Below are 19929 nucleotides of genomic sequence, written 5' to 3'. Positions count from 1 at the left end.
ACCGGCCTTTTACTTCTGGTCCCGCGCCGGAACCTGATATTCCTCGGCCTTCGTGCCACGCGTCACGATGACCGTCTTGAATTTCGGCTTCTCCGGCTCCTTGGTCATGGCATCGAATAACGAGCCGGCCGTGGCCTGCGCCTTGGACGCCACCGATCCGCCAAAGGAGGAGATGGTGGTGACGCCGTTCTTGCCGTCGCCGCCTTCGCTGGCCGAGCGAAGCGAGAGCGACAGCGTGCCGACGGTGCGGGCAAGCGCCACTTTCTGGGCGCCCTCGGTCGTCACCTCGAGAGTCACGGAATTGGCGATCTGCGGCGCCGTCTGGCGCTCGTCGGCGCCCTGGCCGACGCTCAGCACCTTGGCGTCGGCGACGACGATTTCGGAAGTGATGGTCGAACCGGCCGCCCCTTGCGCGTTCTTGGCGACCTCCTGGATTTCACCGGCATCGCGCGTCAGCACGACATCGACGCGGTCGCCCGGCGTGACGAAGCCGCCGACACCGGCGATCTCATCGGTGCGGATGGTAACCGCCCGCATTCCGGGCGTCAGCATGTTGGAAAGCGTCGCCCGGCCGTTCGGCCCCGACAGCTTGGTGAGCAGCACCGGTTCGTTGACCTCGACCGGCGACAGCACGACGCGGCCGCCTTCGCCGAGCAGCCCATCGATCGTGGCAAAGGCGCCTTGCGGCAGCGAATCCTGCGGCCAGGGAATTTCGATGAGCTTCGTGCGATCGAGTTCCATGCCGTAGCGCAACGGAGCGTTGGCCACCACGATGGTCTTGAATTCGATCTTGGGCGGGGCCGGCGCGACGATCGAGGCTGTCTTCTCCTGGGCATCGGCCTGGCTTTTGACCCAGAAATCCGCGGCAAAGATCGAGATCGCGCCGAAAACGGCGGCGATACCGATCATCGTTATAGCCTTGCCCCTCACGCCCAAACCCCTGATGCCCGTAGTTTCTTGTTATGTTGGGCTCACGCTACGTGGCATTGTTAAAGAATCAGGAACGCAGAACGACGGCATTCGACCTATTTCCGCCCGCTTGGTTATCGAATGGTTTTAGGATAAGACGGGCCGGATCCCCGAACGTAACAGGAACCTCCGTCGCTTGGCGCTGAAAAGCGTGGCAGTATCGGCGGGTGATTCGCAGCACCGGACCTATGGCAGGCATGGACGACAACAACGACCTTTTCGGCGACCTGGACAAGCAACCGCAGCCGGTCCGCGCACCGGCGCGCCCGGCGGATCCGCTGGTGCAGGCGGCAGCCAAGCGGCCGGCGGCAAGCCGCGACGGTTCGGAGGGCTACAGCGCCGCCGACATCGAGGTGCTCGAAGGCCTGGAGCCGGTGCGGCGCCGGCCGGGCATGTATATCGGCGGCACCGACGACAAGGCGATGCACCATCTGTTCGCCGAGGTCATCGACAATTCGATGGACGAGGCGGTTGCCGGCCACGCCACTTTCATCGATGTCGAGCTTTCGGCCGACGGTTATCTCTCCGTCACCGACAATGGCCGCGGCATTCCGGTCGATCCTCACCCGAAATTCAAGAAGCCGGCGCTCGAAGTGATCATGACGACGCTGCATTCGGGCGGTAAGTTCGATTCCAAGGTCTACGAGACCTCAGGCGGCCTGCACGGCGTCGGCGTGTCCGTGGTCAACGCGCTATCGGATCATCTCGAGGTAGAAGTCGCGCGTGGCCGCCAGCTCTACCGGCAGAGATTCTCGCGCGGCGTTCCGGTCAGCGGCCTCGAGCACCTTGGCGAAGTCCACAACCGGCGCGGTACCAAGATCCGCTTCCACCCCGACGAGCAGATATTCGGCAAGGGTGCCGCGTTCGAGCCGGCGCGGCTTTACCGCATGACGCGCTCGAAGGCCTATCTGTTCGGTGGTGTCGAGATCCGCTGGACCTGCGATCCGTCGCTGATCAAGGAAAAGGACCAGACGCCGGCCAAGGCGGAATTTCATTTTCCCGGTGGCTTGAAGGACTATCTCAAGGCATCGCTGGGCGACGATTTCCAGGTGACGCGCGAAATCTTCGCCGGAAAGAGCGACAAGCAAGGCGGCCATGGCTCGCTCGAATGGGCGGTGACCTGGTTCGGCGGCGACGGCTTCGTCAATTCCTACTGCAACACCATCCCGACCGGTGAAGGCGGCACGCACGAGGCCGGTTTCCGCAATGTGCTGACACGGGGCCTGCGCGCCTATGCCGAACTCGTCGGCAACAAGCGCGCCTCGATCGTCACCTCGGAAGACGTCATGATCTCGGCGGCGGGCATGCTGTCGGTGTTCATCCGCGAGCCGGAATTCGTCGGCCAGACCAAGGACAGGCTGGCGACGATAGAGGCCATTCGAATTGTCGAGACCGCGATCCGCGATCCATTCGACCATTGGCTGGCCGACAATCCGCAGGAAGCCTCCAAGCTGCTCGAATGGGTGATCGCGCGCGCCGACGAACGGGTGCGCCGTCGCCAGGAAAAGGAAGTGTCGCGCAAGAGCGCGGTGCGCAAGCTGCGCCTGCCAGGCAAACTCGCCGACTGCACCCAGAACGCCGCCGCCGGTGCCGAACTCTTCATCGTCGAAGGTGACTCGGCGGGCGGCTCGGCCAAGCAGGCACGCGACCGCGCCAGCCAGGCGGTGCTGCCGCTGCGCGGCAAAATCCTCAACGTCGCCAGCGCCGGCAACGACAAGCTGGCCGCCAACCAGCAGATATCGGACCTGATCCAGGCGCTCGGCTGCGGCACGCGATCGAAGTACCGCGACGAGGATCTGCGCTACGACCGCGTCATCATCATGACCGACGCCGACGTCGACGGCGCTCACATCGCCTCGTTGCTGATCACCTTCTTCTACCAGGAGATGCCCGCGCTGGTGCGCGGTGGACACCTCTATCTCGCGGTGCCGCCGCTGTACTCGATCAGGCAGGGCGGCAAGGTCGCCTACGCCCGCGACGACGCGCACAAGGACGAGCTGCTGCGCACCGAATTCACCGGGCGCGGCAAGGTCGAGCTTGGCCGCTTCAAGGGCCTGGGCGAGATGATGGCCGCACAGCTCAAGGAAACCACCATGGACCCGAGGAAGCGCACACTCCTCAGGGTCGATGTGAACGAAGTCGATTCGGCCACCAAGGACAGGGTCGATGAGCTGATGGGCACCAAGCCCGAAGCCCGCTTCCGTTTCATCCAGGAACGTGCCGAATTCGCCGAGGCGGAAGTGCTGGATATCTAGCCGCCCACTGCTCTACTTTGTCCGTGCGGGTACGGAGACCAGCATGTGACCTGGGTGCGGCTGAAGGGCTATTTCGAGACCAATCTGGCCGGGCTGACGCAGCCGACGCGTTCGGACTGGATTTTCGCCCTTAGAACTGTTTCGGCCGGCCTGATCGCGCTTCTGGCCGCCTATGCACTGAAGCTCGACCACCCGCAATGGGCGATGATGACGGTTTTCATCGTTGCCCAGCCGGTCGCCGGCATGGTGCTGGCAAAGGGCTTTTACCGGCTGCTCGGCACGCTTGTGGGCGGCGTCGCGGCGATCGGCATCACCACCGCGTTCGGCACCGGCCCCTGGGTGCTGGTGACGGTGCTCGCGGTCTGGATCGGCATCTGCACCTTCGTCTCGTCGCTGCTGCGCAATCCCGAAGCCTATGGTGCGGCACTTGCCGGCTATACGGCGATGATCATCGGCCTGCCCGCCTTCGGGCAGCCGCATCTGGTCGTGGACCTCGCGGCCGCGCGTTGTGCCGAGATCGTGCTCGGCATTGTCTGCGCCGGCCTGACAAGCCGGCTGATCCTGCCCAAGCTGGCCAGTGACGCCATCATCTCGCGGCTGAAGCGCTGCATCATCGATCTCGCGACCTATGCCGGCGGTGCGTTCTCCAGCGGCGATCCGGCAACGCTTTCCGGCCTGCACAGGAAGCTGGTCGCCGACACCCAGACACTTGGCGAGATGCGCGCCTATGCAAGGCTCGAGGCGCCGAGCTTCGCGCCGCGCGCCCATCCAGTGCGGCGCACCATCGGGCAATTGCTGTCGGCACTCTCGGCCGCGCGTGCGCTGCATTCGCACGCCGCGCCGAAGAACGCAGCGCTCATTCCGGTGCGCTCGGAGTTGCAGCTGCTTGTCGGCGAACTGGCGACCAAACCCGGCGCGCTGGATGACACCGCGCCTTGGGTGGCGCGGCTCGACGCGATCTCGGCCAAGGCGCGTCAGATGCCCGATGTCCCGGCCGACCAGGGCGACGACAAGGTCGGCACCATCACCCGCCTCACCATCGCCGCCGATTTCGCCGAGGCGCTGAAGCAGGTGCTGCGCGGGCTCGATGCCTTGCGCGCGCCGGTCACGCGGCGCCCAGGTCCCGCCAGCCAGCAGCCGGCCCTCGTAGTACACCGCGACTATCCCGGCGCGGCGCGCAACGCCGTGCGCGCAGCCCTTGCGACGCTGCTGGTCGCGGCTTTCTGGCTGACGACGAAATGGTCGGAAGCGGCCGGCACCGTCATTCTCGTTGCCGTCGTGTCGAGCCTGTTTGCTGCCCGCCCCGATCCCGTGCAGGTGTCCTGGGGTTTCTTCAAGGGAACGCTGCTGGCTTTGCCATTTGCCTTTCTCGTCGGCCAGGTCGCATTGCCTGCGCTGCCCGGCTTCGGCTGGTTCGTGCTGTTTGTCGTGCCGATCCTGGTGCCGACGGCGCTGGGCATGGCCAATCCGCGCTATGTCGGCGTAGCCACGGCGTTCGCCATCAACTTCCTCGCCTTCCTCAGTCCGCATCAGGCGATGACCTACGATCCTGGCCCGTTCTTCGCCGGCTCGGCGTCGGTGCTGGTCGGCATCCTGCTGGCGATCGGCGTCTTCCTCGTCGTTCTGCCCGCCGATCCGTGGCTCGCGGCCAACCGCATCGTGCGCGCCATGCGCGAGGATCTGGCGCGGCTTTGCCTGCACGAGCGTGTGCCGAGGCGTTCGGCCTTCGAAAGCCTCGCCTATGACCGGATCAACCAGTTGATGCCGCTGGTGCAGAATTCGGGCAAGAAGGGCGAGGCGGTCCTGGGTGGCGGCGTCGTGGCCGTCACGGTCGGCCTCGAGATCCTTCGGCTGCGCGCTACGAGCCAAAACCATGCCATTGCGCCCGAAACCGCGCTCTCGATCGCCAACTTCCTGAGAGGTTTGGCACGCGAACTGCTCTTCCGCGCCCCAGGCGATCCGCAGACGGCGACCATCGCCGTCGCCCGCCAATATGCGGCGGCCATCGCCCAGAAAAACGCCACCGGCGACATGCTGCAGATCGCGGCGTCACTGCGCATCATCGCCGCGGCAATGGAGGATTTCCCGGATTTTTTCGCCAGGGATCGAAGCTAAGTGGCCGAATGCGCCGACTTCAGGCCGCGGCGATCGCCAGCGCATGACCGCGCGCGTTCTCGCGCAGCGCATTGAGATGGATCGACTTGACCAGGATGGCGAGGTCGCCATCCGCGGACTGCCCGCCCAATTCCTTGAGCATCAGCCAGCTGACCTCCTGCACGCCAGCGACGCGCTTGCCATTGGCGACCTCCCGCCAGATTTTCAGCGCCCGCAGGATGATCGCGTGCGTGGCGGCGGCGAGGCCAGCGCTGCGGAACAGCGCCTGCAGGGCGACATCGTGCCCGCCGGCGAGCAGCGCCCTCACCCTTTGTTCGGACTGCTGGCTGAGCGCGACCAACGTGGAGCCGAAGAAATCCACCTTGCCGTGCGCGATGGTGCGGATGAGGAAGCTCGCGGTGAGATCGCCGCGCAAGCGCAAATGCTCGATCAGTGCCGCGTGTTCCTCCGGGCGCGTGCCTTCTATCAGCGTCACCGAGGCCTTGACGCAAGCGTCGCGCATGACGCGTTCGGCACGCGCGGCGCCCATCAGAGCCATGACCAGCGGTGATGTTTTCAATGTCTCGCCGAGCTTGATGAGCAACATGTGCCGGCAGTCGGCAGGCAGGCGGATATCCGATATCAGCGCCTCGCGCACCAGGGGCAGATGCCCATGGCGCTCGGCCATGCGGCGGAAACTGAGCGACGCTATATCGGCGCCGCTGTTGGCCAGCAGCACCGCGCAGGCTTCCGCCTCGCCGATCTCGGCGATGGCCGCCGACAGCGCCATCGAGACCAGCGGCCGATCGGCGATCAGCGTCTGCGTTGCCTTCTGGCTTGCCGCCACGCGGTTGATCAGGTCGGCGTCGGTGAGCAGCGGCGAGCGTGCCAGCACCACGCCGGCAACCTCCGGCTGGTCGGAGGCCAGTGCGCTGATGATCTGCAGCGGCGCGTGATGGCTCATCGACAGCGCCTTCGCCATCGCCAGCCGCACTTTCGATGAGGCATCGTCGAGCAGCAGCGTCAGCGCCGCCTCGGCGGCGCAGCGGTCCTCGAACGGCAATTCGGAATTGATGTAGGCACGGGCCAGCGCGCTTGCCGCGGCGGCGCGCTCGGACACCCTGGCCGTGTAGATCCACTTCAGGAAATGCGAAACAACAACCATGCCGTCTGCTTACGCCCCTAGCCAGAAGGTTTCTGGCCCCGGTCATTACGGTAGGCAGAAATGGTTTACGAACGGTTCACCATGTTCATTAACTGGCTTGCGGGGCCGATTTGCAGCGCTTATCAACCGTCAGGCAGCGAAGGAGACAGGAAATGGCCGGGCTTTATCTCCAGGAGTTCGTCGTCGGCCACGTCTTCCAGCACACGCTGCGCAAGACGGTTACCGAGAGCGACAACATGCTATTTTCGGTGATGACGCTGAACCCGCAGCCGCTGCATATCGATTTCGATTTCGCCGCCAAGAGCGAATGGGGCAAGCCGCTGGTCAACTCGCTGTTCACGCTCGGCCTGATGATCGGCATCTCGGTCAACGACATCACGGTCGGCACGACGGTCGCCAATCTCGGCATGAAGGAGACCGTGTTTCCGCACCCGGTGTTCCATGGCGACACCATCCGCGTCGAGACCACGGTCGTCTCGGTGCGGGAATCGAAATCGAAGCCCGATCGCGGCATCGTCGAGTTCGAGCACCGCGCCTACAACCAGCATGGTGACCTCGTCGCCAAATGCACGAGGCAAGCGATGATGCTGAAGAAGGCGGCCTGATGCGTTCGCTGCTGTTCGTCCCCGGCGATTCCGAGCGGAAGCTGGAAAAGGGCCTTGGAGCCGGCGCCGATGTCGTCATCGTCGACCTCGAGGACTCCGTGGCGCCGCAGAACAAGGCAACGGCGCGCGCGATCGCGGCACGCTTCATCGCCGGACGCCGGGGGCAAACCAGCTCGGCGATCTACGTCAGGGTCAACGACCTGTCGACCGGGCTGACGGATGACGATCTTGCCGCGCTCGTGCCGGCGAAGCCGGATGGCATCATGCTGCCCAAGTCGAACAGCGGCCAGGATGTGCAGCAGCTCTCGGCAAAGCTCAGGGTTCGCGAGGCCGAAAATGGCCTGGCCGACAGGGCGATAAAGATCCTGCCGATCATCACCGAAACCCCTGCCGGTGTGCTCGCCGCCGCGACCTATGCCGGTGCTAGCGCGCGCCTAGTCGGCCTCACCTGGGGCGCGGAAGACCTGTCGGCGGCGATCGGCGCGCGATCGGCGCGCGACGAGAGCGGCCGCTACACCGATGTGTTCCGCCTTGCCCGCACCATGACCATCCTCGCCGCCAGTGCGGCGGAAGTTGCAGCTATAGACACGGTCTTCCCGAATTTTCGCGACATGGCGGCCTTCGCCGAGGAATGCGCTGAGGCCGAGCGCGACGGCTTCACCGGCAAGATGGCGATCCACCCAGATCAGGTGCCCGTCATCAACGCTGCCTTCACGCCGTCGACGGAGGCTGTGAAACACTCCCAGGCAATCGTCGACGCATTCGCGGCGACGGGAGATCCCGGCGTCGTCGGCATCGACGGCAAAATGTTCGACCGCCCGCACCTGCGGCTGGCCGAACGGCTTCTGGCACGCGCGCGGGCGGCAGGGATTTCCGCTTAAATCCGTTTTTACAATCTTCCTGGAATTGCTCTCAGTCCCGCGCAAGCACGATGATCCTGTCCTCCGGCTGATAGGCTAGCGCTTCCGACTTCAGCGGGTTGACGATGACGCCACCCAGCGCCCTTTGGTCGGCATCTCCAGTGCGGATGCGCCGGTACCCTATCGCGATCTCGCCGCGTAACCGCGCCGATTCCGCGATCGTCCAGAAGGTCAGCGGCTGGTCGATCGCGACATAATCCGCGACCGGGCGCATGTAGATTTCGGAGCCCTTCTCATCGAGCAAATCATCGAAGATCGCGGCGAGGTGTTGGTTTTCGGATGCCTGCGCCAACATCAGGCTGACCAGCCGGTTGCTGACGACGAAGTCGTCGGCCTTGGTCACCGCCGCGAGCTCCCGGTTGCGCACGTCGATCATCTCGCTGACGATGGAGATGTGCAGGCCGGCATCATCGGCGATCTTACGCAGATGCAGCAGCGTCACCAGCGTGCGCGTGTCGGCCGGCTGCGCCGCCATGGTTTCGCTGTAGCCGAGGACGAGCACGTGATCGTAGGAAGGCACGTCCAGGCTCGCCAGTGCTGCGCTGCTCGAGGTGTCGGTGATGCTGCATTTGACCGACAGATTGTCGCTGGCGACCGTCAGTCCGGCAACTTCCTGCTCGAGCCCGGGCGTATCGGCGGCGATGGTCAGGATCGAACCAGGCGCGACGTAGCGCGACAGTTCATAGGTGATGATCGGACCGCGCCGGTTCCAGCCGAGGATCAGCATGCGCTCCGGCTTCGTCTCGATCGGCCGAGGACCGTGGATCGCCGCCGCGTCGATCTTGATCCCGGTACCTCCCTGCTTTATCGCGGCATCGTCCTCGGCGATGATGATGGCGCGCATGTCCTTGCCGATCACCAGATCCGACGACGGGTTGAGATCGACGCGCCCCTGCGGGTCGCAAAGGCCGATCAGCGCACAGTGCTCATACGCCATCACCGCTTCGCCGAAGGTCTTGCCGGTAAGTTCCGGCTGCCCGGTCGTGTAGATTTCGCAGCCGTCGAAATCGAGCAGCTCCGAATAGACGCCGCTGAGACCCGACTGCCGGCTTGAATGCACGACGATACGCGAGATCAGCTGATCGGCCAGCACGAGTTGCACCTCGGCTCCGCCGACGACGCGGGCGACCTCGGCGTTCTTGCCATCGCGGATCTCGGCGGCGATGTTGTAGGGGTCGGTGCGGCGGTTCGGGTCGTTGACCAGCGCCAGCACCGTCTTGATGACCTGCGAATCCGGATCGTCGCCTTCCGGCGACAGCACGATGACCGACCGCGAGGTCTGCGGGTTGACGATGGCCAGGTCGTAGAGATCCGTCGGGTCGCCGCTGCGGCAGATGATGCGCGTGTTGCCCAGTTTGCCGACCTTGGCCGCGATTTCGTCCTCCATCGCGACCTTGTCCATATTGGCCATGACGACGATGCGTGGACGGCGCCGGCTGGCATTGGCAATGACCAGTTCGGAGATGACGTCGAAGATCGACGGCGACCAATTGAGGATAATGGTGTGATCGGCCTCCAGCACGCGCGACCGGCCCTTGCGCAATTCATCGAGCTTGCCGTCGACGCCGGCGCTGAGCACGCCGATCAGGGCCGACACGACAAAGATGCCGGCCAGCGTGACGACCAGCATGACGAGACGGAAAGCCCAGCCGGTATCACCGCCCATCGTGCCGGAATCGAGTGTGCGCATCAGCGATTCCCAGAACGCTTCGAAAAAGTTCAGCGGCTCGCCGCCCTCCGGTGCGATGCGGGTCACCGCAAGCAAAGCTGCGGCGGCGATGATGATCAGCAGGGAAACGACTGCGAGCCAACCGATCAGCGCGATCGGTCCTGCGGCCATGCTCTTGTCAAACCCGTAGCGCAGCCGGGTCCCCAGCGTGTCTCGCTTCTTCATGTTGCCAGTGCCCCGCACTATCCCCAAGGTCGATGCCCCAACCCCAACGCATCGCCGAAGCCGTTCTCTTAGCCTGTGTTCAAATGAAGGGAAATCGCTTTTCGCGCGCTCGCGACCAAGAAAGCCGCCGCGATGGCGGACCGCGAGTGGTAGGCGTTTTCGCCTGTACGCTACGACCGCATCAACCTGGCCGCCAGCGGGTCGTTTTCGCCCCTGCTGGTCAGGATCATCCGGCAAGGTGTCGAAGACGGCACCTTCAGGACCTTCGATCCGGAGGGGGTCGCCGACATCGTCATGCAGTTCGGCATGGCCACGCATGACGTGGTCGCCAAGGCATTCGCCGGCGGCAGCGACGCCGACATGGATGTCGCGATCGAAACCCTGGAGAAACGCGTCAAGCCCTACGAGATCGCCCTGGACCGCATACTCGGCCTCCCCGACGGAAGCATTCGTGTCGCAGAGCCCGGCTATGTGCGCGCCGTCATGACGGCCGGCGGCGAACGAATGCCGGCAAGGCGCGATAGCGAACAAGTTGGAAGGCTCTTATTCCTGGCCCCAGCGCGGCCGGCGCATCGAAAAGACTTCGTCGACGCTCGCATAGTCCATGTAGCCGAGACGAGCGACATTCCCGGCCTTGGTGATGTCAAACAGTCCGTCCTTCAAAAAGGCATCGTCGATGTGCACGCCGACCACTTCGCCGGCGACGACGACAGCGCTCGTCGGCGATCCATCCAGCGCCCGTGGCCGAAAGACTTCCGTCACCCGGCATTCCAGCGCGGCGGGTGCTGCTGCCACGCGCGGCGGCGCGACAAGACGGCAAGGCGCCATTGCAAGGTCGGCATAGACGAACTCGTTGACGCCGCGCGGCGCGTTGACGGAGGTGTAATTCATCTTCTCCGCGAGATCGCGGCTGACGAGATTGGCGACGAACTCGCCGGTTTCCTGAGCGAAGGAGGCGCTGTCCTTCTCTCCCTCCGAGGAAAACCAGACGATGAACGGCCGCGTCGAAAACGCATTGAAGAAAGAGTATGGCGCGAGATTGATCTCGCCCGCTTTGTTCAGCGTCGATATCCAGCCGATCGGGCGCGGCGCCACGATCGCCTTGGAGGGATCGTGCGGCAGTCCGTGCCCCTTCGATGGCTCGTAGAACATTCAGCCCGCCCAAGGCCCTGAGTAATCGGCATAGAGCTTTGCGGGATCGGGCCGAGGCCGCTCCGGCGCCGGGCCGGCATAAGAGCCGATGTGGACGAAGCCGACGACACGCTCCTGCGGCGCCAGTCCGAGGATCGCCCTGCCCTCCGGGACATCGGAATACCAGTTGCTGATCATGTTGGTGCCATAGCCCAGCGCATTGGCCGCAATCATCAGGTTCATCGCCGCCATGCCGCCCGACAGGAACATCTCCCATAGCGGGATTTTCGGATTCTCCTTCGGCGCCGATACCACGCCGATCACCAGCGGCGCCCGCGAGAATCGCGCCAGTTCCTGGTTGCGGCGGCCTTCGGGCAACGGCCCTTCCCGCTGCTCGGCAAGGTCGGCCAACTTCTTGCCGATCTCGATGCGGACATCGCCGCGGTAGAGGATGAAGCGCCAGGGTTCGAGCCGGCCATGATCGGGCACGCGCGTGGCGGCAGCGATCATCGTTGCGATATCGGCGTCACCAGGCGCTGGCTCCTTGAGCTCCGGAATCGGCGCTGAATTTCGGGTGAGCAGGAAGTCGATGATCGGCGACGCCATGGGCGCAAGTCTCCTAGACACTCGTTTTTGAGCTGAAGCGCACCATCGGGAAGTCGGGCGGCTCGGGCAAAGGCGCGCAAGCGCCGGACTGAAGAGTCGTGGATCGGACTCTTAAGCCTTGAAATTGCCACCGCCATGGGCTTCAACGCAAGGCATGTTTGAGGGGCGACTGCGTCTTTTCCTGGTCCGGCTCTGCGCCGCGCTGTTCCTGCTGCCGGTCACCATGGCTGCCGCACAGGAAAAGGACGGCGTCAGCGACCTGAAACTTCCCGGAATTTCGAGCTATGCGACGCCCAAGAGCGAAACCCCGCTGGCGCTTGGCGGCGGTGGCGCCATCACTCTGTCGGCCCAGTTGACCGACAAAGGCGCCGACATCACCCGCGGCCTGGTCTGGCGTGTCTTCAAGCCTGAGGCCGTCAACGGCAAATTGCCGATGGTCGCCTCCGCGCATGGCGGCAACGCCGTCTTCCAGCTCGAACCAGGCAGCTATCTGGTCCATGCGTCCTACGGCCGGGCCGGCGCCACCAAGCGCATCACGGTCGGCAAGGAAGCCAAGCGCGAAAGCCTCGTGCTCGACGCCGGCGGCTTGAAGCTCGACGCGGTGCTGTCAGGCGGCGTGCGCATTCCGCCGAAAAAGCTGCGCTTTTCGATCTACGAGGGCACGGCGGAGGCCAATGGCGACCGCGCGCTGATCATCCCCGACGTCGAGCCCAACAGCGTCGTGCGGCTCAACGCCGGCATCTATCATGTCGTCTCGACCTACGGCGCCGTCAACGCGGTCATCCGCTCCGACATCCGCGTCGAGGCCGGCAAGCTGACCGAGGCCACCGTCGAGCACCATGCCGCCGAGATCACGATGAAGCTGGTGCGCGAATCGGGCGGCGAGGCAATCGCCGACACCTCGTGGTCGCTGCTCAACGAATCCGGCGATCCGATCAAGGAGACCGTCGGCGCCTTCGCCTCCATGGTGCTTGCTGAAGGCGACTACACCATCATCGCCAAGAATCGCGACCGCATCTACCAGAAGGATTTCACGGTCGTCGCCGGTCAGAACCAGGAGATCGAGGTTCTCGCCACTGAAGCCGCAGCGATGGATCCTGAAGAAGGCGCGGATTAGCCTTAGGCTGCTAGCTTTGTTCGCGTCGGCAGAAAGGGTATCCGGCGGCGCGGCTGTGTCGGCGCCAGATCGAACACACCACGATAAAGGCGCTCGAGCAGCAGCTTACGGTCGCGCAAAGGCTCCAACTCGCTCCAGCGCAGCACATCGCCAACGCGCACGTCGATCGCCTTGCCAGACAGCCGTGCGAACTCGCGGATCAGCAGCGACGTGCGCAAGGTCAGCGACGCCTTGCCGACGAATTTGGCCACACGGCCATCGCGCTCGGCCATGTTCATTGGACCGCTGACCAGATGGAACAGCCTGCCGTTCTGCCCGGAAAAATGCATGGGAATGACCGACGCTTTCGCCTCCTGGACGAGACGCGCCGGAAACATCTTCCACGGCAGGTCGCGCGCCCGGCCAAACCCCTTTGGCGCCGTGGCGACGCCGCCGGCCGGAAACACCACGATGGTGACGCCTTCCCTGAGCAGCCGCACTGCCTCATGGCGCACGGCCATGTTGTTCTTCAGCGCGTCCTTGGTCTCGGAAAAGTCGATCGGCAGCGAATAAGGCTCCATCTCGCGGATCTTGAGCAAATCCTTGTGGATCATCACCCGGAACGGCCGACCCAACTGCTCGGCCAGCGACAGCACGGCAATGCCGTCGCCGATGCCGAACGGATGGTTGGCGACGATCACAAGCGGTGTGTCGGGTAATTGCGCCGGCGGCCATTGATCGGCGGTCCGCACGCCGACGTCGATCAGTTCCAGCATGCGGCTGAATACCCGCTCGCCGCTCGGCACCACCTGGCGGCGCCAGAAATCATAGAGTGCCGCGAAACGATCGCGGCCCGACAGGCCTTCGACCGAATGAATGAACCAGCGCGCCAGCGCCGGCTGGCGCGGGTTGGCGTAGGAAAGCTCGGGAAAGGGCCGTTCGCGCAATTTCAGCTTGAGCATGGGGGCTCGTTACAAGGTCGCCGTGACAGGGATATGAAAATGGCGGTGGATCGATCCACCGCCATGACTGGAAGGGCTGTTCAAATCAGGCCGCGCGCTTGCGCCGGCGATCGGGTGTGATCGTTTCCTCGGTCAGTTGTGCGATCGCCTCGGCAAGGCCAAGCGATTGCTGGTCGCGCGAGCCGAGCCGGCGGATATTGACCGTCTGTTCCTCCGCCTCGCGCTTGCCGCAGACGAGAATGACCGGGACCTTGGCCAGTGAATGTTCGCGTACCTTGTAGTTGATCTTCTCGTTGCGCAGGTCGGCCTCCGCCAGAAGTCCGGCCGCCTTCAGCTTTGCCACCACTTCGGTCACATAGCCGTCCGCCTCCGACGTGATCGTCGCCACCACCACCTGCAGCGGCGCGAACCACAGCGGGAAATGGCCGGAGTAGTTCTCGATCAGGATGCCGAGAAAACGCTCCATCGAACCGCAGATCGCACGGTGCACCATGACAGGCTGCTTCTTCTCGGAATCCGAGCCGATGTAGAAGGCGCCGAAACGCTCCGGCAGGTTGAAGTCGACCTGCGTGGTGCCGCACTGCCATTCGCGACCGATGGCATCCTTGAGCACATATTCGAACTTCGGCCCGTAGAAGGCGCCCTCGCCCGGATTGATCGAGGTCTTGATGCGGTTGCCGGAGCGCGTCCTGATCGTCTCCAGAACATTGCCCATGATCGCCTCGGCATGATCCCACGCCTCATCGGTTCCGACGCGCTTGTCTGGCCGCGTCGACAGCTTCACGCTGACCTCTTCAAAACCGAAATCGGCATAGGTCGAGAGGATCAGGTCGTTGATGCGCAGGCATTCCGCCGCGAGCTGTTCCTCGGTGCAGAAGATGTGCGCATCGTCCTGCGTGAAGCCGCGCACGCGCATCAGCCCGTGCAGCGCACCTGACGGTTCGTAGCGATGCACATTGCCGAATTCCGCAAGTTTTACGGGCAGATCGCGGTATGACTTCAACCCATGCTTGAAAATCTGCACGTGGCCCGGGCAGTTCATCGGCTTCAGCGCGAAGATGCGGTCGTCGTCGGTGTCGTCACCGGCGACCGTCACCTTGAACATCGCGTCGCGATACCAGCCCCAGTGGCCAGACGTCTCCCACAGGCTCTTGTCAAGCACTTGCGGTGCGTTGACCTCCTGATAGCCCTGCTCGTCGAGGCGGCGGCGCATGTAGTTGACCAGGTTCTGGAACATCTTCCAGCCCTTGGCGTGCCAGAAGACGACGCCTGGCCCCTCTTCCTGGAAATGGAACAGGTCCATCTCACGGCCGAGCTTGCGGTGGTCGCGCTTCTCGGCTTCCTCGAGCATCGTCTGGTAGGCATCGAGCTGCGCCTGGTCGGCCCAGGCCGTGCCGTAGATGCGGGTCAGCATCGGGTTGTTCGAGTCGCCGCGCCAATAGGCACCGGCCACCTTCATCAGTTTGAAGGCGTTGCCGATCTGGCCGGTCGAGGCCATGTGCGGACCGCGGCAGAGATCGAACCAGTCGCCCTGCGCGTAGATCTTGAGATCCTGGTCTTCGGGAATGGCGTCGATCAGCTCGAGCTTGTAGCGCTCGCCCTTGTCGGCAAACACTTTTTTCGCCTGCTCGCGCGACCAGACTTCCTTGGTGAACGGCTTGTTGCGCGCAATGATCTCGCGCATCTTCTTCTCGATCACCGGGAAATCGTCGGGGGTGAACGGCTCGTTGCGGGCGAAGTCGTAATAGAATCCGTTCTCGATCACCGGCCCGATCGTCACCTGCGTCCCCGGCCACAATTCCTGCACCGCTTCCGCCAGCACATGCGCGGTGTCATGGCGGATCAATTCCAGCGCGCGGGGATCCTCGCGGGTGATGATCTCGACCTTGCCGGACTTGCCGAGCGGGTCGGAGAGGTCGCGGACGGTGCCGTCGATGGCGTAGGCGACGGCCTTCTTGGCCAGCGACTTCGAGATCGATTCGGCAAGGCTCGCACCGGTCATCGCCGCGTCGTAATCGCGGACGGAGCCATCGGGAAATGTCAGGGAAACGGAATTCAGCATGGGTATCTCCTATCCAGTCCCGCAAACGAGCGCGGGTGGTCGTGGGTAAAGCCGGGTGCGCCAAATCACATGGACAACCGGCAGCGGGCGGGTTTTAGAGGCAGTGCCGCGTCAGGTAAAGAGCGGCAATTGGCGCAACCGTCAGGAAACGTCGCTACAGATGTCGCAGAGCCTTGCGAAAAGGCACGACACCAACTGGAATCATCAGCATGGAAGACGCTACACCCAGCCGAACCGCCCTTGGCGTCGCACGCATGAGGGCCCTGCATCAGTTTTCACCGCAGGCGGGGCTGTTTCGCGATCCCTACGCGATCGCGATACTGGGTGAAGCGGCCCCCACGGCGCAGGAGCTTGAGCAGGAAGACGAGCGCCGCCGGCGCATGCGCCTGTTCGTGACCGCTCGCGCCCGGTTCGCCGAGGACTGGCTGGCGGCGGCGGTTCGTCGCGGCATCCGGCAACTCGTCGTACTTGGCGCCGGCCTCGACACGTTTTCACTGCGCAATCCGTATCCGGACCTCAACGTGTTCGAAGTCGACCACCCGGCGACGCAGGCCTGGAAACGCAAATGCATTGCCAATGCTGGTCTTGCCGAACCATCCGCCACAACATTCGTGCCGGTCGATTTCGAGCGGCAGAGCCTGTCAGCGGAATTGACCGCGGCCGGTTTGCAGTCGACCGAACCGAGCTTCTTCATCTGGCTGGGGGTCGTCCCCTACCTGACGAAGGAAGCGATCTTCAAGACGCTGTCCTGGATAGCCGGTGTTCCCGGCTCGGAGGTGGTGTTCGACTACAGCGAACCGGCTGAGAACCGCGATGCGGCGGGGCAAGCTGCCTTGGCTTTCCACGCGGCACGCGTTGCCGCTGTCGGGGAGCCATGGATCAGCTTCTTCGTTCCCGGTGAGCTGGCACAATCTCTCCATGGCCTCGGCTTCGACGAGATCGAGGATCTCGAGAGCAGCGATATCGCCGCTCGCCTTTCCAGAACCCCGACGGAAAGGACAGCCAACTCCAGCGGCCACATCATCCGTGCGCGCCGGAGCACCTGACCAATCTATTTCACCAGCAGCGGCAGATCCTTCAGGAACGCGGCCCGGGTCTGCAGTCCCTTGGGCATGTCGGTGCGGGTGGCATCGACGACCAACCGCGCGAAGACAATCTGGCGGCCGTCCTTTTTCGCCCAGCCGACGAACCAGCCCAGCGAGCGCTTGTCCTTGTCCGCGTCACCGCCAAGCCTGGTGCTGCCGGTCTTGCCCTGCACGGTCCAGCCGCCGGCCTGGAACGTCGGTATGATGGCCGCTGTCATGTCGTACGCCTTGGCCGACACCGGCAGTTGGCGGGCAAGCAGCTTGCGCAGGAAATCGACCTGCTCGACCGGCGTGATCTTGAGCGAGGAGTTCACCCAGGAATAGGTCAAGCCATCGTCCTTGCCGGGATTGCCGGACACGTCGCTGTTGCCGTAACCGAGTTTCGAGACATAGCCGGCAAATTTCTCACTACCGAGCCGGCGGGTGATCTCCCGCGAGTACCAGATGATCGAGTCCCGCTCCCAGATCACCGGATCGACGGTCTTTTGATCCCGCTTCGCCGCCTTGAATTCAGGCTTGTAGTCCCAGGCCGGCGTGTGCTCGTCGCTCAGGATCCCGGCATCGTAGCCGATTAGCGAGAGTGGCACCTTGAATGTCGAGGCCGGGCTGAACCGCTGGTCGCAGGTCCCGTCCTGATAAAGCGTCTTGCCGCTTGCCGCATCGGCGATCAGCGTGCACTGCACATCGCCAAGCGGCGCCGACTGCGCGCGCATCGGAAATCCCAGCAGCCAGGCTAGCAGGAACAGGACGCCGGCAAGGATGAACGGAAGACGGTCGAAATTGCGCATGGGATGCTCGCTCCAGAAGGGTGTTCGCGAGCGGCTTAACGAGGTCTCTTGTCTCGATTTTGTCTCAAATGCGCAGTCTTTGTGCAGGCTTGCGTTAACCCTACCGGATCGTAAAAACGACCCATTGGCGCATCGGCACAATCACCCCTGCCGGCGTTTCTTGCCGATCCGCCAGTACCGCCAGGGCAGGAACCACACATAGCGATCCGCCAGCGCTTCCGGCACGAGGTCGACGCCATGCGTACCGAATGGCCCACAGCGCAGCACCCGGAAAAATCCCATCCAGCCGCCGGCCCACAGGCCATGCCTGGCGATCGCCTCATGCGCGTATTCCGAACAGGTCGGCAGATGACGGCAGGAGTTGCCGACAAAGCCGGACAGCGTCAGTTGGTAGAGGCGTACGATCGAGGTGCCGAGGAGACGGCCAGGCGTCTTGCGCCACGGGCCGGGCCAGTTGCGACCGCGCCTCGGCTGTTCCGCTGGATGCACATGCCCGTGCCGGTCGCCCACTGCTGTCTCCGTATCGCGTTTCCACGCGATAGATGTGGGCATGCGCGGGAGAACGCAATCCCACCGCCTTGCTGTCACGAACGGAAACGGCGAAATGGCTGCCGGTCGGCCGCATGTGTCCACCGGTCATGGCTGGCCGGCTCTTCACATCGCTTTGGGTGCTGCCTCTCGTCGCGCCACTGAAATGTTGCGATCCGCATGACATCGCCGAGGATGCTCAGCAACTGGATCATGACCCGTGTCTCCTTTGACATGGATTAGACCGCCGCTGGCCTTCGCCTTCAAACGAGTATAATTTCCGGTTCGGATAACATGAGATTATGCGAATGAAGCGCGGTCGACTTCCCCTGACGGCACTGAGGAGTTTCGAAGCCGCCGGCCGTCTTTTGAGCTTCAGCCGCGCGGCCGAAGAACTTTTCGTTTCGCAGGCGGCGATCAGCCGACAGATTCGCGAACTCGAAACCTTCCTGCACCAGCCCCTGTTCGAACGCCATCACCGCCGCGTCGAACTGACGGATGCAGGCCGGCGGCTGCTTTCCCAATTGGTCAGGAGTTTCGACGGCATCGACAAATTGCTTTCGGAATTGGTCGCGATTCCGGCGCAGTCCGTGGTTCGTGTCAGCGTCGAGCCGTCGCTGGCATCGGTATGGCTGGTCCCACGGCTCAACCGGTTTCGTCAGATACGGCCCGATATCGACGTGTCCCTCGAAGTCGATCCCAGACTGATCGAATTCCGCAGCGGTCAGCCTGAACTCGCCCTTCGCTTCAGCGCCCACGCTTCCTCGTGGCCCCGCAGCCAGGCCGAGCGGCTTGCCTCGACGGTCGACTCCCCGGTTCTGTCGCCGGCTCTGCTTGCCTCAGGCCCTCCTCTTGAGAAGCCGATCGACCTTGCCAACTACACACTTTTGCATGAGGAAAATCGCCAGGGATGGACACGCTGGTTCGAGGCAGCCGGGGTGCCGCCCGATGCCGTACCCGCGCGAGGCCCCATGCTGGCGGACGCATCGCTTTCAAAGCAGGCCGCCTTGCTCGGACATGGCGTAGCGCTTGGCGATCTCTTGCAGATCGGTGGAGAAGTCGCATCCGGCGCACTGATCAAGCCATTCGACATCGACGTCGCGTCAGGCGCCTATTGGCTGGTGGCCAGAAGTCTGCGCGGTCTCTCGGAGCCGGCCTTGGCCTTCGCCGACTGGGTTAGAAGCGAATTCGCCGAAAGCAGGCGCGCTTCCAGCGAGGCCTAGGCCGCTTCTTCGGCGCGCTTCTTCTCGATCTGGCCGATGGCGTCGACCACGGCGTCAAAGGTCAGCATGGTCGAGGCATGGCGTGCCTTGTAGTCGCGCACCGGTTCCAGATACTTCAGGTCGGCGAAGCGCCCCTCGGGCGGCTCGCCATTTTCCTTCAACATCTTCAGCATGCTCTCGCGCACCGCGCGCAATTCCTCGGCATTCGCGCCGACGACATGCTGCGCCATGATCGAGGACGAGGCCTGGCCGAGCGCGCACGCCTTCACGTCATGGGCGAAGTCTGTGACCACGCCATCTTGCATCTTGAGGTCGACGGTAACGGTCGACCCACACAGCTTGGAATGGGCTTTTGCGGTCGCGTCGGGGTGATCGAGCCGGCCGATGCGCGCGATATTTCCAGCAAAACCGAGAATTTTCGCATTGTAGACGTCGTTGATCATAATTTTCCAATCCGTCGCCGCCAAGCGAACAGCGATTGCCGCTGCCGTGTCTTCCTTTCGCTCGCCACGACCTTATATAATGCTGGCAGATCGGTATCGACAA

Annotated in this window: 18 protein-coding genes; 7 read left to right on the top strand and 11 right to left on the bottom strand. The window is 63.7% G+C overall.

Translation table 11 applies throughout. The features are described from left to right. Positions 1–9 precede the first annotated feature (9 nt). Entirely contained in the window at positions 10–909 is a 900-nt protein-coding gene (gene cpaB / locus X743_RS166850) for a Flp pilus assembly protein CpaB (protein ID WP_023763597.1), read from the bottom strand. A gap of 257 nt (positions 910–1166) precedes the next feature. Between cpaB and parE the strand changes: the two genes are divergently transcribed. After that, positions 1167–3224 (top strand): DNA topoisomerase IV subunit B, encoded by a 2058-nt coding sequence (gene parE / locus X743_RS166855; RefSeq protein WP_023763596.1) that lies wholly within the window; start codon positions 1167–1169, stop codon positions 3222–3224. A gap of 45 nt (positions 3225–3269) precedes the next feature. Then, the gene (locus X743_RS166860) at positions 3270–5339 is read left to right on the top strand and encodes an FUSC family protein (RefSeq protein ID WP_023763595.1); all 2070 of its coding nucleotides are present in this window, start codon (positions 3270–3272) and stop codon (positions 5337–5339) included. A gap of 19 nt (positions 5340–5358) precedes the next feature. Here the strand turns inward: X743_RS166860 and X743_RS166865 are convergent, their stop codons facing one another. Then, positions 5359–6483, bottom strand: a complete 1125-nt coding sequence (locus X743_RS166865; RefSeq protein WP_023763594.1) for a DUF2336 domain-containing protein — start codon at positions 6481–6483, stop codon at positions 5359–5361. Between the two features lie 152 nt (positions 6484–6635). On the opposite strand from X743_RS166865, the gene X743_RS166870 reads away from it, so the two are divergent. After that, a complete protein-coding gene (locus X743_RS166870) occupies positions 6636–7088 on the top strand; it encodes a MaoC family dehydratase (protein ID WP_013895173.1) in 453 nt (150 codons plus the stop codon). Beyond that, a complete protein-coding gene (locus X743_RS166875) occupies positions 7088–7969 on the top strand; it encodes a CoA ester lyase (protein WP_023763593.1) in 882 nt (293 codons plus the stop codon). The genes X743_RS166870 and X743_RS166875 overlap by 1 nt, the downstream gene beginning before the upstream one ends. Before the next feature lie 31 nt (positions 7970–8000). Here X743_RS166875 and X743_RS166880 read toward each other — a convergent pair whose 3' ends face one another. Genes X743_RS166880 through X743_RS166895 form a run of 3 tightly spaced genes read right to left on the bottom strand, consistent with a single transcriptional unit; the run spans position 8001 to position 11639 of the window. Next, positions 8001–10433 carry a hypothetical protein gene (locus X743_RS166880; RefSeq protein ID WP_245264142.1) on the bottom strand — a complete coding sequence of 811 codons (2433 nt, stop codon included), beginning with the start codon at positions 10431–10433 and terminating at the stop codon, positions 8001–8003. Positions 10434–10445: 12 nt separating this feature from the next. Beyond that, positions 10446–11054: a flavin reductase family protein gene (locus X743_RS166890; RefSeq protein WP_023763590.1), complete on the bottom strand. Its 609-nt coding sequence runs from the start codon at positions 11052–11054 to the stop codon at positions 10446–10448. Next, entirely contained in the window at positions 11055–11639 is a 585-nt protein-coding gene (locus X743_RS166895; RefSeq protein WP_023763589.1) for a nitroreductase, read from the bottom strand. A gap of 154 nt (positions 11640–11793) precedes the next feature. Between X743_RS166895 and X743_RS166900 the strand changes: the two genes are divergently transcribed. Continuing rightward, the gene (locus X743_RS166900; protein WP_023763588.1) at positions 11794–12756 is read left to right on the top strand and encodes a hypothetical protein; all 963 of its coding nucleotides are present in this window, start codon (positions 11794–11796) and stop codon (positions 12754–12756) included. A gap of 2 nt (positions 12757–12758) precedes the next feature. Here the strand turns inward: X743_RS166900 and X743_RS166905 are convergent, their stop codons facing one another. Both X743_RS166905 and thrS read right to left on the bottom strand, forming a co-directional pair. After that, positions 12759–13697, bottom strand: a complete 939-nt coding sequence (locus tag X743_RS166905; RefSeq protein WP_023763587.1) for a GNAT family N-acetyltransferase — start codon at positions 13695–13697, stop codon at positions 12759–12761. A gap of 85 nt (positions 13698–13782) precedes the next feature. After that, positions 13783–15759 carry a threonine--tRNA ligase gene (gene thrS, locus X743_RS166910; RefSeq protein WP_023763586.1) on the bottom strand — a complete coding sequence of 659 codons (1977 nt, stop codon included), beginning with the start codon at positions 15757–15759 and terminating at the stop codon, positions 13783–13785. 209 nt (positions 15760–15968) lie between these two features. Between thrS and X743_RS166915 the strand changes: the two genes are divergently transcribed. Further along, the gene (locus tag X743_RS166915) at positions 15969–16805 is read left to right on the top strand and encodes an SAM-dependent methyltransferase (RefSeq protein ID WP_023763585.1); all 837 of its coding nucleotides are present in this window, start codon (positions 15969–15971) and stop codon (positions 16803–16805) included. A 5-nt stretch (positions 16806–16810) separates the two neighbouring features. Here the strand turns inward: X743_RS166915 and blaOXA are convergent, their stop codons facing one another. From blaOXA to X743_RS1000000170240, 3 genes are all read right to left on the bottom strand, one after another. After that, positions 16811–17632 (bottom strand): class D beta-lactamase, encoded by an 822-nt coding sequence (gene blaOXA / locus X743_RS166920; RefSeq protein WP_023763584.1) that lies wholly within the window; start codon positions 17630–17632, stop codon positions 16811–16813. 141 nt (positions 17633–17773) lie between these two features. Further along, complete coding sequence (gene yidD, locus X743_RS166925; protein WP_023763583.1) at positions 17774–18142, bottom strand: membrane protein insertion efficiency factor YidD; 369 nt, start codon at positions 18140–18142, stop codon at positions 17774–17776. A gap of 74 nt (positions 18143–18216) precedes the next feature. Further along, positions 18217–18375, bottom strand: coding sequence for a hypothetical protein (locus X743_RS1000000170240; protein WP_084555419.1), 159 nt, complete (start codon positions 18373–18375; stop codon positions 18217–18219). A gap of 93 nt (positions 18376–18468) precedes the next feature. Between X743_RS1000000170240 and X743_RS166930 the strand changes: the two genes are divergently transcribed. Beyond that, a complete protein-coding gene (locus X743_RS166930; RefSeq protein ID WP_023763582.1) occupies positions 18469–19383 on the top strand; it encodes a LysR substrate-binding domain-containing protein in 915 nt (304 codons plus the stop codon). Here X743_RS166930 and X743_RS166935 read toward each other — a convergent pair. After that, positions 19380–19826 (bottom strand): iron-sulfur cluster assembly scaffold protein, encoded by a 447-nt coding sequence (locus X743_RS166935; protein ID WP_023763581.1) that lies wholly within the window; start codon positions 19824–19826, stop codon positions 19380–19382. The two genes, X743_RS166930 and X743_RS166935, sit on opposite strands and share 4 nt — an antisense overlap. Positions 19827–19929 lie beyond the last annotated feature (103 nt).

It is taken from the genome of Mesorhizobium sp. LNHC232B00, from assembly GCF_000502435.1.
GTDB classification, from domain to species: domain Bacteria; phylum Pseudomonadota; class Alphaproteobacteria; order Rhizobiales; family Rhizobiaceae; genus Mesorhizobium; species Mesorhizobium opportunistum.
The sequence above is the reverse complement of the archived record's forward strand: the minus strand, read 5'-3'. Positions and strand labels throughout refer to the sequence as shown.